Raw genomic sequence first — 12,524 nt, forward strand, 5'->3', positions numbered from 1 at the left:
GCGGGGGGCCCGCCGCGGGCCCAGTCGGTGCGGGGGGGGCCCTGCCGGCCCGCCGCCACCCCCCCGGGGCGGGCGCCGGGGGCCCCCGCCCCCCCCGCCCGCGCCCCCCCGGCGGCCCCCCCGCTTCCGGTGGAACGGTGTTCTGTTGTCGGATGTGGTTATCTCAGGACGCGAGGAGTGGTCAGAGTGCGGGAGCCGACTCCGTGTCGATCACGGCTTCGAGCTCACGCAAGCGATCCATGTGTTCGTTCGCGTGGTGCTGGCAGAAGAGCAACTCACCACCTGCGGGAAGTACGGCGCGCACTCGGGCGGCCGCTCCGCAACGGTCGCAACGATCGACCGCGGTCAGTGGGGTGCTTGTCAGGGTTCCTGGCATGACTCCTCCGTCCTGGCTCCCGGTGCACAGACCGTTCGCCTGGTGTGGGGCCCATGGTCACTCACCATGGGCTCGCTACCGCTACTTCCCAGCAGTGGTATGACTACTCTGTCAGACGTTCGGGACCGAGGCTTTGTTCCCGCAGGTGATTCTTTGTGTTTTCGCTAACACGACCAGGGATTTCGCTACAGGCGAACATCGGAGGTCACGTAACGGACACCAGTGCCTCACCTTGCCGAACGGCCCTATTGAGTTGTCGTATCGGGAGATTACCCGTGACCCACGACACTCACACACGGCTTCAGCATCTTCTCAGCTCGGTGGCTTTTCCGTGACGTTCCCGATGCCGTCCGGGTGGTCCGTGACGGGCGCGGACGCGGCCGCGGATGCACGGAACCGCCACGGCGTGAGTCGATTACGTGGTGTGATCGTCGCCACACTGTTACGCGCGGAGCTGTTATAGCGATACGCAATAAGACAAAGAGTGAGCCACAGTGCGCCGATCGCCCAACCGCCGAGCACGTCGGTCGGCCAGTGCACGCCCAGGTAGATCCGCGAGAGTCCCACCGCCACAACGAATATCGTCGCGCAGGCCAATACTGCCCCGCGCGCCACGCGTGCGCGCGTCCGTGCCGCCAGCAAACAGGCCACCACGCCGACGACCGCCGCGGCGCCGAGACTGTGCCCGGACGGGAACGACAGGTCCGACACCGCGACGAGACGATCGCCCCGCGGCGGCCTGGCCCGGCCGACCAGGAGTTTGCCGACGACGATGAGCACCTGGGCGCCGATACCGGTCGCCGCCACCAGCACGAGCGTCCGCCACTGCCGCCGCCGTGCCGCCGCGAGACAGGCCAGCACCACCACCGCGGTCATCACCGGTGTGTTGCCGAGCGTGGTGATCACCTTCGCGATCGGTGTCAGCGCGTCGCTGCGGTGCTCGATCGCCCACCGGTGCACCGGCCCGTCGATCGCGGTGAGCCCGCCACCGGTCAGCACGCCGACGGTCGGTACCAGCGCGACGAGCGCGAGTACGGCGGCGACCACCCCGAGCGGCCACCGTGGTGCGAGCCGTCGGTCCTCGGTCTCGGGAGCGTCCACGGTCATCGTTCCAAGATCACACACCGTCGCTGAGAATTCGCTGAGTGCGCGGCGCCGGTTGCTCCGGGCGCCGCTCGGCGGAGTCGGCTACGTTGGCAGGCAATGGGAAACGAACACAACACCCTGGTGCACATCTGCACGCTGGCGGAGTGGCTGTCCGCGAAGCAGGCGGGGGAGTACCGTCCGCCGTCGCTGGACGAGGTCGGGTTCATCCACCTGTCCGCGCCGAAGCAGGCGCACCTGCCCGCCAACCGGCTCTTCGCCGGCCGCCGCGATCTGGTGCTGCTCCGCCTGGACCCCGCCCGGCTCGGCTCGCCGGTGAAGTGGGAGCCCGGTGTGCCGACCGATCCCGAATCGATGCTGTTCCCGCACCTCTACGGGCCGCTGCCCGCGGGCGCGGTCACCGCCGTCGTCGAATACCTGCCGGAACCGGACGGTACCTTCGCGCCGCTGGACCGCTGAGACGTACCTCCGCATTCGCTCCGGCCATGCGCAGGTCTTCGGGATCAGCGGCTCTCCCGCGCCACGATGGCCGCTTGAACCCGTGACCGCACACCGAGTTTGGTGAGCACCCGCGAGACGTGCGTCTTCACCGTCGTCTCGCCGATGAACAGCCGCGCGGCGATCTGCGCGTTGGACAAACCCTCGCCGAGGCAGTCGAGCACCTCGCGTTCGCGCTCGGTGAGATCGGCCAGCCCGTCCGGCGCCGGCTCCGCGGTCTCGGCGGGCGCGGTGGCGAACGCGTCGATCACGGCACGGGTCACCTCGGGCGCGAGCACGCCGTCGCCCGCCGCCACCGCGCGCACCGCCTCGACCAGCGACTGACCGGACGCCGACTTCAGCACGAAACCCGATGCACCGGCGCGCAGCGTGCGGAAGACGTATTCGTCCAGATCGAAGGTGGTCAGGATGAGCACGCGGGCCAGTCCGTCCGCGGTGATCCGCCCGGTGGCGGTGATGCCGTCGACGCCGGGCATCCGCACGTCCATCAGCACCACGTCGGGCCGCAGCGCCTTGGCCTGGGCGATCGCGATATCGCCGTCGGCGGCCTCGCCGACCACCTCGAGATCGTCCTCGGCGTCCAGGATCATCCGCAGGCCCGCACGGATGGCGCCGTGATCGTCGGCGATCACCACCCGGATCACGAGCCGACCTCCGCCGCGGTCAGCGGGAGCCTGGCCTCCACCGCCCACGTGCCGGATTGTGCTCCGGCGGTGAAGGTTCCGCCGAGCGCGGCGGCGCGCTCGCGCATATTCATCAGCCCGCGATGGCGGGATTCCGAGTCGGCGGGATGCGCCCGCGTTCCCGCGGTGGGATTGCGCACCGAGAGCGCCACCGTGGCTGCCTGTGTGCTGACGTGGATGTCGACCTCCTGGCCTGGTGCGTGTTTCATGGCGTTGGTCAGCGCCTCCTGCGCGATCCGGTACGCGGCTTGGTCTACCGCACTGGGCAATTCGGCGCCGTCGAGCTCGGCGCGCACCCGCACGGTGATCCCGGCCGCCCGCGCCGCGTCGACCAGGATGGGCAGCTGGGCCAGTCCGCGCGGCGCCGCCGCGTCGTCCTCGGCGCCATCGTCGCGGCGCAGCAGGCCGATCATGGTGCGCATCTCCTGCAGCGCGCTCACGCTGTTCGAGCGGATGGAACCCAGTATCCCGGCGATCGCGGGATCGGCCTCGGTGCGGGCGAGCACGCCGAGCGCGGCCTCGGACTGGATGGCGATGGCCGAGAGATGTCCGGCGATCACGTCGTGCAGGTCGCGGGCCATGGTCTTGCGCTCGTCGGCGATCGCCGCGCGGCGATCGAGCTCGGCGACCAGGCTCATCGCTTGTGCGCGTGCGCGTTCGGCGTCGGCGATCTCCTTGTGCTGGCGCACCGACAGCGCCCACCAGATGGGGGTGCCGACGAAGGCGAAGGCCGCGACCACCGCCAGCGCCATCACCCGCCAGTCGCCGGTCACCACCAGCAGCGTGATCGTCACCGCGGCGCTCAATACCCCGCACAGCCACACCACGTATCGGGATCGATCCCGGCGCGCGTAGAGCACGGCCGCGTAGATCAGGTCCGAGTACAGGATCCAGATCGGCACGCTCGCACCGATCCACAGATCGACGAACACGGGCACGATCCCGGCGCACAATGCCGTGATCGGCGCCCGGCGGCGGAGCATCCCCGCACCGCACATCAGAGCGAGCACGCCGAACCGCGTGAGCAACGGCGTCGCGGTGCTCGAACCTGCCATCTGATAGAAACCGGCCAGATAGAGCCCGACACCCAAGAGGAACGTCGAACCGACGACCAGCGCGTCCTGCGCGGTCGCGGACAGCCCTGACCAGTACTTCACCGAACCATCTCAGCACACGGACACGGGCCGCGGGTCCGCCGAAGTGATGAGTCGAGAGCGGGCGATTGTGTCGTCGCAAGGGTCGATCGACCAACCGCTAGGCTGGGAATGTGAACGTCGATGTGACCGCCCTGCCCGGGATCGGGGTACGCAAGGACTTCGAGGCACGGTCCGGTCGCCGGATCGGGGTGGTCGACCACCGCGACGGCGCCATCGATCTGATCGTCTCCAAACTGGACGATCCGGACGCCTGCCTGGCGCAGATCCCGCTGACCGCCGACGAGGCCGCGGTGCTCGCCAACCTGCTCGGCGCGCCCCAGCTGGTCGCGCAGCTGCGCGAGGATCACCGGGACATGCCGGGCATCACCACCAGGCAGCTGCACATCGGCAACGAATCACCGTACGAGGGGCGCACTCTGGGCGAAACCGGAATGCGCACCAGGACAAAGGCATCCATCGTCGCGGTGATGCGCGCCGGGCAGCTGCACCCCTCGCCGGGGCCCGACTTCACCTTCACCGCCGATGACATGCTCGTCGTCGTCGGCACGCCCGACGGCCTAGACGCGGCCTCGAAGATCCTGACGCACGGCTGATGCAGGACGCGCTCGCCCTCATCGAGTTGGGAGCGGTGCTTTTCGCCCTGGGAATGATGGGGCGCATAGCGGGCCGCTTCGGCATGTCACCGATTCCGCTGTACCTGATCGGCGGGCTCGCCTTCGGGCGCGGCGGGGTCATCGAACTCGGCGCCGCCAACGAATTCGCCCATCTGGCCAGCGAAATCGGCGTCGTCCTGCTGTTGCTGCTGCTCGGACTGGAGTACACCGCCGCTGAACTGGTCACCGGACTGCGCAGATCGTGGGCCGCCGGTGTGGTCGATATCGTGGCGAACGCGACCCCGGGCGCGGTGGTGGCCTTGATGCTCGGCTGGGGGCTCAACGGGGCGATCACCATGGCGGGGGTCACCTACATCTCCTCCTCCGGCATCGTCGCCAAGGTGCTCAACGATCTCGGGCGGCTCGGTAACCGGGAAACGCCGGTGATCCTGTCGATCCTGGTGTTCGAGGATCTGACGATGGCGGTGTACCTGCCGATTCTCACCGCCATCCTTGCCGGGGCGAGCTTCTACAGCGGGCTGAAGGCGGTGGCGATCGCGCTGGTCGCGGTGACCGCCGTGCTGCTCGTCGCGCTGCGCTACGGGCGGTATGTGTCCGCGATCGTCGACAGCGTCGACCGTGAGGTGTTCCTGCTGACGCTGCTCGGCGCCGCCCTGCTGGTGGCGGGGGTGGCCTCGGCGCTGAACGTGTCCACCGCGGTCGGCGCGTTCCTGCTCGGCATCGCCATCTCCGGATCCACCGCGCACGAGGCCGCGAAACTGCTGGAGCCGCTGCGTGATCTGTTCGCGGCGCTGTTCTTCGTCGCCTTCGGATTCAGTACCGATCCCAGGGCGATTCCGCCGGTACTCGGCTGGGCGATCCTGCTCGCGGTGGTCACCGTGCTGACCAAGGTGGGCACCGGCTGGTGGGCGGCGCAGCGGCAGGGCATCCGCAGGATGGGCCGGGCGCGCGCGGGCGCGGCGCTGGTCGCCCGTGGCGAATTCTCTATCGTCATCGCGGGTTTGGCGGTCGGCCTCGGCAAGGTCGATGGGCAGCTCGCCGCGCTGGCGTCGGCGTATGTGCTGCTGATGGCGGTGCTCGGGCCGATCGCGGCGCGGGTGGTCGAGCCGACGGTCGCGCTGGTGCAGCGCAGGACGCGTCCGGCCGCGACGGTGTAATCAGCTCTGCTGCGGCTGGATTCGGACTTCTCGCGGTTGGTCGCCGCTCGCTTCGGGACGGCCGTTTTCTGGATGTCCGTTGTCAGGATGTCCGCTGTTGAGGTGTCCGCTTTTGCGGTGTCGCTGCGCGTCGGCGCGGTCGACCCAGCGCCAGAACGTCACCGCGATCGTGCCGACCAGGAAGCCGATCGCGACCGCACAAAGGTGGCCGTAATCGGTGAATGTCGGCCCGCGCACGGCCGCGATCACCAGCACGACCGTCAGCGTCACCGCCCAGGACAGCCGCACCACGCCGCGGAACCGGAACGCCATCGCGGCGAGCACCGCCGAAAAGCCGTAGCTGGTACCGACATCCGCGGCGACGGCCACCTTGAACGGGATCATGTGATGGTCGATGGCGTGCGAGATGCCGGTGACGGTGAGCAGCGTCGCCCCGATATGCCCGGTGGCGAACAACAGGATCCAGCGGCTGGTGCCGAGCCAGCGCTCGGCGGCGGCCATCACGATGAGGAAGCTGGCGATGGTGGTCCACGGGAAGCCGCCGTCGGTCCAGAACGCCGAGGCCACCAGCACCTGAATCGGGTTGTGCCGCATGTTGTAGAGGTTGGTCGAGGCGGAGAAGATCAGCCTGCGCTCCACCGAGTCGCCGACACCGCGCAGCGTCCACCAGGTGACGAACAGCGTGAACGCGTAGGCGGTGCTGGCGGGCGCGGCCGAGAGGTGCGTGCGGATCGCGGGGACGATGCGGCGCCACAGCGCGGGCTCGCGCGCCCACAGCCAGGCCGCGTGTAGTTCGGTGCCGAGGTCGACGGTCCGGGTCCACGGGGTCCCGAGCCGGGTCGAAGCGGAGGCAACCACGAAGGCAAGTCTGCCAGCTCGGTGCGGGGCGCGCCGCGTCGCCCTGTTTGTGGGCCGGGTCACCCGAGGTGGCACGCCGCCCGTAACGTCGATTCACGCCGGGGCAACAATCGCTGCCAAGAATTGATCCGACCAGTCAGTCCGGATCGAGGGAGTGCGCGACAAGTATGGCAATTGGTGAGATGTCCCAGGTCGGGGCGGTGCCTGCGGACGACTATCTGGCCAAACGGACACTGCGTTCGGGCTCTGCGGGGTGGGTGCTGCTGGCCGGGCTCGGGATCAGCTACGTGATCTCCGGTGATTATTCGGGCTGGAACTTCGGCGTGGCCGAGGGCGGATTCGGTGGGCTGCTCATCGCCTTCGTACTGATTGCCGGAATGTATCTGGCGATGGTGCTCGGGATGGCCGAGCTGTCGGCGGCGCTGCCCGCGGCGGGCGGTGGGTACACCTTCGCGCGGCGGGCGCTCGGGCCGTGGGGCGGGTTCGCCACCGGTACCGCGGTGCTGCTGGAGTACGCGATCGCGCCCGCGGCGATCGCGACGTTCATCGGTGCGTATGTGGAGTCGTTGAATCTGTTCGGGATCACCGATGGGTGGTGGGTGTATCTGGCGGTGTACGCGTTGTTCATCGGTGTGCATTTGACCGGTGCGGGTGAGGCGTTGAAGGCGATGTTCGTGATCACGGCGATCGCGTTGGTCGGGTTGGTGATTTTCGCGGTGTCGGCGTGGGGGTTGTTCGATGTCGGGAATCTGACCGATATTCCGGCTGATCCCGCGGCCGTTGGTAGTTCGTCGTTCCTGCCGTTCGGGTACTTCGGTATCTGGGCGGCGGTGCCGTTCGCGATCTGGTTCTTTCTTGCGGTGGAGGGTGTGCCGCTGGCGGCGGAGGAGGCGCGGGAGCCGGAGAAAAACGTGCCGAAGGGCATCATCTCCAGCATGCTTGTGCTGCTCGTCACCGGTGCCGCCGTGCTGGTGCTCGCTACGGGAGCGCTTGGTGCGCAGGCGATTTCGACTTCGGGTAATCCGCTGGTCGAGGCGCTGGGCTCCGGTGGAGCCGCGAAGCTGGTGAACTACATCGGTTTGGCCGGGTTGGTGGCGAGCTTCTTCTCCATCGTTTACGCGTATTCGCGGCAGACTTTCGCTTTGTCGCGTGCCGGGTATCTGCCGACGAGTCTGTCTGTGACCAATTCGCGTAAGGCGCCGGTGCTGGCGTTGATCGTGCCCGGTGTCATCGGATTCGCGCTGTCGCTGACCGGGCAGGGCGCGATGCTGCTGAACATGGCCGTGTTCGGCGCGGCGCTGAGTTATGTGCTGATGATGATCAGCCACATCGTGCTCCGGGTGCGCGAACCCGAGATGCCGCGCCCGTACCGTACGCCCGGCGGCATCGTCACCACCGCGTTCGCGCTCGTGATCGCCTGTGCCGCAGTAATCGCCACCTTCCTGGTCGATCCGCTGGCGGCAGGGCTGACGCTCGCCGTGTTCTGCGCCTTCATGGCCTACTTCGGCCTCTACAGCCGCCACCGGCTCGTCGCGAGCTCACCGGACGAGGAGTTCGCGATGCTGGCCCGCGCCGAGGAGGAGCTCGAATGACGGTGCACCACCAGCGGATCGGCGAGACGAGCCGTCCGTTCGACGGACTCGTGGAACTTCCGGTTCGGGCGGAGGAGGAACGCGAATGACACGCTACGTTCAGCGATTGGGCGGTGCCACATACGTTTTCGACGGGCTGGTCGAGTTGATGGCGAAGGCGACACCGCTGCGCAGCGGTGATCAACTGGCCGGATGCGCCGCCGACTCCGATGCCGAACGCGCTGCCGCGCAGTGGGCGCTGGCCGAGGTGCCGTTGGTGACGTTCCTGAACGAGCTGGTGGTGCCCTATGAAACCGACGAGGTCACCCGGCTCATCATCGACAGCCATGATCGGGTTGCGTTCCAACCGATTTCGCATCTGACGGTCGGCGGGCTGCGGGACTGGCTGTTGGCCGTTTCGGCCGCACCGGGCGCCGCGATCACATTGCGTGCGGTTTCTGCGGGGTTGACCCCGGAGATGGTCGCGGCGGTGTCGAAGATCATGCGTAATCAGGATCTGATCGCGGTAGCTCGCGCGGTGGAGGTGAGGGCGGGGTTCCGGACCACGGTGGGTGTGCGCGGTACGTTGGCGACTCGGTTGCAGCCCAACCATCCCACCGATGATCCGCGGGGTATCGCGGCGGCGGTGTTGGATGGGTTGCTGCTGGGGTGCGGTGACGCGGTGATCGGTATCAACCCCGCGACCGATTCACCCCGGGCAACTGCTGACCTGCTGTATCTGCTCGACGAGGTCCGTACTCGTTTCGATATCCCGGCCCAGTCGTGTGTGCTTTCCCATGTCACCACCACGTTGGGGTTGATCGAGGCGGGCGCGCCGGTGGATTTGGTGTTCCAGTCGATCGCGGGCACCGAAGGCGCGAATGCCGGTTTCGGAGTGAACATTTCACTGTTGCGTGAAGCCAACATTGCTGGGCGGGCTTTGGGGCGCGGCACGGTCGGTGACAATGTCATGTACCTGGAAACCGGCCAAGGCTCAGCCTTGTCGGCCGGAGCGCATCTGGGTGTTGGCGGGAAACCAGTCGACCAGCAAACCCTGGAGACCCGCGCCTATGCGGTAGCCCGCGATCTGGATCCGTTGTTGGTGAATACGGTGGTCGGGTTCATCGGCCCGGAGTACCTCTACGACGGTAAACAGATCATCCGCGCCGGTCTCGAGGATCATTTCTGCGGCAAACTCCTCGGCTTACCGATGGGTGTGGATGTCTGCTACACCAACCACGCCGAAGCCGACCAAGACGACATGGACACCCTGCTCACCCTGCTCGGCGCAGCGGGTTGCGCGTTCGTCATCGCGGTACCGGGTGCTGACGATGTGATGCTGGGCTACCAAAGCCTCAGCTTCCACGACGCCCTGTATGCCCGCCAGGTCCTGGGTTTGCGCCCGGCCCCGGAATTCGAGGCCTGGCTCACCGACCTCGGAATGCTCGACCCGACAGGCCGCATCCTGCCGGTCGAGCCCCTCACCTCCCCGCTGCGTGCCCTGGCAGGTGCGGTATGACCGGTGTCGAGCGCAGTCATATGGCCCCCGAAATCGTTGTGTCGCAGGGCCATTCGACTGCGCTCGCCGAAACCGGGGCGGTGCGACATGGTCTGCGCGTACTCGATGGATCAGATCAGCCACCGTGCGCTCGGCGGGGCGGGCCGGATGGTCCCGGTCGAGCTGTAGGCGTCGCCGTCGCGCGCGTTGGCTGGCGCCGTACGAGCCCGGTCGAGCGCAGTCGAATGGCCCCGGGTTCCGGTGTGTCGCAGGGTCATTCGACTGCGCTCGGCGAAATCGAGGTGGGAGAGGGTCTGGGCGTGCTCGATGGATCAGATCAGCCACCGTGCGCTCGGCGGGGCGGGCCGGATGGTCCCGGTCGAGCCGTTGGCGTCGCCGTCGCGCGCGTTGGCTGGCGCCGTACGAGCCCGGTCGAGCGCAGTCGAATGGCCCCGGGTATCGGTGTGTCGCAGGGCCATTCGACTGCGCTCGGCGAACCAGAGGGTGCCGGGAGGTTCGGTGCGGCGGGTCAGGTACGGCCGGTCGCGCGGGCTCGCGTCGCCGCCGCGCGCTGCGGCTGGTGTCGGGTGAAGTCTGTCGAGCGCAGTCAGATGGTGGCGGGGTTCGGTGTGTCGCACCGCCATTTGACTGCGCTCGGCGAAATCGGACTCGGGTTGGGCACGTACGGGGTGGGGTTTGTTGGTGTGGTGAGAGGAGTGGTGTGACGGTGGGAGATGTTGTGGTGCATCCGGCGGTGGCGGCGGGAGATGGTGCGGTGCGGGGGTTTTGGGAGGAGTTGCGGGGTAGCACGCAGGCCAGGATCGGGTTGGGGCGGACCGGGGATGCGTTGCCGACGACGCAGGTGCTGGAGTTCCGGGCGGCGCACGCGGCGGCGCGGGATGCGGTGCATCTGCCGTTGGATGTCGAATCCTTGCGTGAGCGGGTGGTGGCATTGGGTTTGGGGGAGCCGGTGCATGTCATGAGCCGGGCCCGGGATCGGGCGGAGTATCTACGCCGACCTGACCTTGGGCGGTTACCGGCTTCATCCGGATTGGCGGCGGTGCCGCACAGTGGGGCCGAGATCGGAGATGGATCCGGTTTGGGGGCTGTGACGCGTAGTGGGGCGGGGATCGGAGATGGATCCGGTTTGGGGGCTGTGACGCGTAGTGGGGCGGGGATCGGAGATGGATCCGGTTTGGTGGCGGTGCCGCACGGTGGGGCCGAGATCGGAATCGTGCTGGCGGACGGGCTTTCGCCGCTCGCGCTGAGCGCGCACGGGCCTGCGATGGTCGCTGCGCTGATCGAGGAACTGGGGCCGCTGTATTCCATTGCGGCGCCGGTGATCGCGACGCAAGCCAGGGTCGCGCTCGGTGATCACATTGCCGAGGCGATGGGCGTGGCGACGGTGTTGGTGTTGATCGGGGAGCGACCGGGGCTTTCGGTGGCCGACAGCCTCGGGATCTATCTGACGCATCTGCCGCGGCCGGGGCGTACCGATGCCGACCGCAACTGCATCTCCAACATCCACCCGCCCGAGGGGCTCGGGTACGCGCAGGCGGCAAAAGTGGTGGCGGGCCTGGTGTCCGGCGCGCGGGTGCTCGGCCGCTCCGGGGTCGACCTGAAGGACACATCGCGCACCGACGCGGTGGCCGGAGGCGAGGTCGTCTCGATCGGCGCTCCGCGTAGCTGATCGCCCGTCTGTAAAGGGTGTGCACATCCCTTATGACAGCTGCACACCCGTTACAGAGGGTGTTCAGCTGACACAAAGGGTGTGTGGTACTTGTCGTTTGGCCGGACTGACTTGATCGAGATGGGTGCTGTGCCTGGGTAATCGGCCAGTCGAGTGCGGCCATCGCGTTGGATGCTGCGGAGGTGACGGTCGGCTGGGGTTGTCAGCGGGATGGGCTGTGCGTAGCTGATCGGCCGGTGGGGCGTGCGTTCAGCGGGATGGGCGCTGTGCGTAGCTGATCGGCCAGCCTGCGGTGGTTGTGGTGGGGGCCTGTTCTTCGTCTGTTGGGCGGGGTGTGGGGAGTCGGCGGGCGGGCATGGCTGGGCGCGGTGGGGGTGCGGGCCTGGTTCGGCGGCGGGGTGACGCTTCGATCGCGTTGACCGGAATGTCGGTCCGCACAGGCTGTTCCAGCGGGATCTGGGCTGCGGGGGCCGGTTCGGGTGTCGAGGTCGAGTGCGCGTCCGAGCGCTTGGCGCTGAGCTTCAGCGGTGGTAGGTCCATGGTGTTTTCGATCTCGGTCAGGCCGACGCTGATGAGCAGCAGCATGGTGATGACGCTGATCGCCACGATCAGCGGCGCGAGCAGTTCCATGGCGCCCGCACCCCCCGGCTGGGTCGCATGCTCCATCTGGTGCGCGTGCATCGAGGCCATGCCGGTGTAGTGCATACCGCACACCGCGACGCCCATGATCAGCGCGGCCGCCAGGATGGACAGGAAACCCTTGACCCGCAACGTGAACCACAGCGCGACGGTGGCCGCGACGATCGCGATCGCCATGGACAGCGCGACGATCTTCGCGTCGTAGGTGATCATCGCGCTCGTCTTCATCGCGTACATGCCGAGGTAGTGCATCGCGCCGACACCGGAGCCGGTGATCACACCGCCCGCGAGCAGCCGGAGCACGGTCGGCTCCGGCTTGTTCACCAGGAACAGCCCGATGCCGACCACCACGATCGCGGTAACCGCGCTGAGCAGGGTCAGCGGCACGTCGTAGCGGATGTCCGAGCCGCGGATCGAGAACCCGAGCATCGCGATGAAATGCATGACCCAGATACCGGTTCCGCCGATGGCGACCGCCGCACCGATGAGCCAGCCGACGCGGCCCTCCGCGGTGCGCCCACGGGCCGCGCACTGCAGGCCGAGCAATGAGCCGGTCACGGACATGGTGTACGCCAGCACAGGCGTCAGCCAGCCATAACTGAAGTGATAGATGTCGAGCACGTGAAGCCCCCACTGCCGAAAACGGAACGTTCGGCGTTGAAACGTTTGCAGTTCAGAT

Annotated in this window: 12 protein-coding genes; 6 read left to right on the forward strand and 6 right to left on the reverse strand. The window is 67.8% G+C overall.

The window, feature by feature from the left end:
• Window positions 1-181: 181 nt before the first annotated feature.
• Both ACIG5A_RS42245 and ACIG5A_RS42250 read right to left on the reverse strand, forming a co-directional pair.
• Window positions 182-376 carry a hypothetical protein gene (locus tag ACIG5A_RS42245; protein WP_029903635.1) on the reverse strand — a complete coding sequence of 65 codons (195 nt, stop codon included), beginning with the start codon at window positions 374-376 and terminating at the stop codon, window positions 182-184.
• A 312-nt stretch (window positions 377-688) separates the two neighbouring features.
• Window positions 689-1,483: a phosphatase PAP2 family protein gene (locus ACIG5A_RS42250; RefSeq protein ID WP_397251012.1), complete on the reverse strand. Its 795-nt coding sequence runs from the start codon at window positions 1,481-1,483 to the stop codon at window positions 689-691.
• Between the two features lie 96 nt (window positions 1,484-1,579).
• Here ACIG5A_RS42250 and ACIG5A_RS42255 point away from each other — a divergent pair, with 96 nt between their 5' ends.
• On the forward strand, window positions 1,580-1,939 hold the full coding sequence (locus ACIG5A_RS42255; protein WP_397251014.1) for a DUF952 domain-containing protein: 360 nt from the start codon (window positions 1,580-1,582) through the stop codon (window positions 1,937-1,939).
• A gap of 44 nt (window positions 1,940-1,983) precedes the next feature.
• Here the strand turns inward: ACIG5A_RS42255 and ACIG5A_RS42260 are convergent, their stop codons facing one another.
• Both ACIG5A_RS42260 and ACIG5A_RS42265 read right to left on the reverse strand, forming a co-directional pair.
• The gene (locus ACIG5A_RS42260) at window positions 1,984-2,622 is read right to left on the reverse strand and encodes a response regulator (protein ID WP_397251016.1); all 639 of its coding nucleotides are present in this window, start codon (window positions 2,620-2,622) and stop codon (window positions 1,984-1,986) included.
• Window positions 2,619-3,818 carry a sensor histidine kinase gene (locus tag ACIG5A_RS42265; protein WP_397251018.1) on the reverse strand — a complete coding sequence of 400 codons (1,200 nt, stop codon included), beginning with the start codon at window positions 3,816-3,818 and terminating at the stop codon, window positions 2,619-2,621. Before ACIG5A_RS42265 ends, ACIG5A_RS42260 begins: the two co-directional genes overlap by 4 nt.
• Before the next feature lie 110 nt (window positions 3,819-3,928).
• Between ACIG5A_RS42265 and ACIG5A_RS42270 the strand changes: the two genes are divergently transcribed.
• Both ACIG5A_RS42270 and ACIG5A_RS42275 read left to right on the forward strand, forming a co-directional pair.
• The gene (locus tag ACIG5A_RS42270; protein ID WP_397251021.1) at window positions 3,929-4,411 is read left to right on the forward strand and encodes a cation:proton antiporter regulatory subunit; all 483 of its coding nucleotides are present in this window, start codon (window positions 3,929-3,931) and stop codon (window positions 4,409-4,411) included.
• The gene (locus ACIG5A_RS42275; RefSeq protein WP_397251023.1) at window positions 4,411-5,589 is read left to right on the forward strand and encodes a cation:proton antiporter; all 1,179 of its coding nucleotides are present in this window, start codon (window positions 4,411-4,413) and stop codon (window positions 5,587-5,589) included. Before ACIG5A_RS42270 ends, ACIG5A_RS42275 begins: the two co-directional genes overlap by 1 nt.
• Here ACIG5A_RS42275 and ACIG5A_RS42280 read toward each other — a convergent pair whose 3' ends face one another.
• Window positions 5,590-6,447, reverse strand: coding sequence for a rhomboid-like protein (locus ACIG5A_RS42280; RefSeq protein WP_397251025.1), 858 nt, complete (start codon window positions 6,445-6,447; stop codon window positions 5,590-5,592).
• A gap of 167 nt (window positions 6,448-6,614) precedes the next feature.
• On the opposite strand from ACIG5A_RS42280, the gene eat reads away from it, so the two are divergent.
• The 3 genes from eat to ACIG5A_RS42295 all read left to right on the forward strand — a co-directional run bounded on the left by eat (window position 6,615) and on the right by ACIG5A_RS42295 (window position 11,206).
• Complete coding sequence (eat, locus tag ACIG5A_RS42285; protein ID WP_397251027.1) at window positions 6,615-8,039, forward strand: ethanolamine permease; 1,425 nt, start codon at window positions 6,615-6,617, stop codon at window positions 8,037-8,039.
• Window positions 8,040-8,124: 85 nt separating this feature from the next.
• Complete coding sequence (locus ACIG5A_RS42290) at window positions 8,125-9,537, forward strand: ethanolamine ammonia-lyase subunit EutB (RefSeq protein ID WP_397251029.1); 1,413 nt, start codon at window positions 8,125-8,127, stop codon at window positions 9,535-9,537.
• Between the two features lie 733 nt (window positions 9,538-10,270).
• Window positions 10,271-11,206 carry an ethanolamine ammonia-lyase subunit EutC gene (locus ACIG5A_RS42295; protein WP_397251540.1) on the forward strand — a complete coding sequence of 312 codons (936 nt, stop codon included), beginning with the start codon at window positions 10,271-10,273 and terminating at the stop codon, window positions 11,204-11,206.
• Window positions 11,207-11,455: 249 nt separating this feature from the next.
• Here ACIG5A_RS42295 and ACIG5A_RS42300 read toward each other — a convergent pair whose 3' ends face one another.
• Window positions 11,456-12,466, reverse strand: a complete 1,011-nt coding sequence (locus ACIG5A_RS42300; RefSeq protein ID WP_397251031.1) for an MHYT domain-containing protein — start codon at window positions 12,464-12,466, stop codon at window positions 11,456-11,458.
• Window positions 12,467-12,524: the final 58 nt, after the last annotated feature.

The sequence above is a fragment of the Nocardia sp. NPDC052566 genome (genome assembly GCF_044547285.1).
Lineage (GTDB): Bacteria > Actinomycetota > Actinomycetes > Mycobacteriales > Mycobacteriaceae > Nocardia.

Bases quoted from the DNA above. Each gene is read 5' to 3' on its own strand.
- ACIG5A_RS42255 (WP_397251014.1), top strand. From the start codon at position 1,580: ATGGGAAACGAACACAACACCCTGGTGCACATCTGCACGCTGGCGGAG.
- eat (WP_397251027.1), top strand. From the start codon at position 6,615: ATGGCAATTGGTGAGATGTCCCAGGTCGGGGCGGTGCCTGCGGACGAC.
- ACIG5A_RS42275 (WP_397251023.1), top strand. From the start codon at position 4,411: ATGCAGGACGCGCTCGCCCTCATCGAGTTGGGAGCGGTGCTTTTCGCC.
- ACIG5A_RS42250 (WP_397251012.1), bottom strand. From the start codon at position 1,483: ATGACCGTGGACGCTCCCGAGACCGAGGACCGACGGCTCGCACCACGG.
- ACIG5A_RS42290 (WP_397251029.1), top strand. From the start codon at position 8,125: ATGACACGCTACGTTCAGCGATTGGGCGGTGCCACATACGTTTTCGAC.
- ACIG5A_RS42245 (WP_029903635.1), bottom strand. From the start codon at position 376: ATGCCAGGAACCCTGACAAGCACCCCACTGACCGCGGTCGATCGTTGC.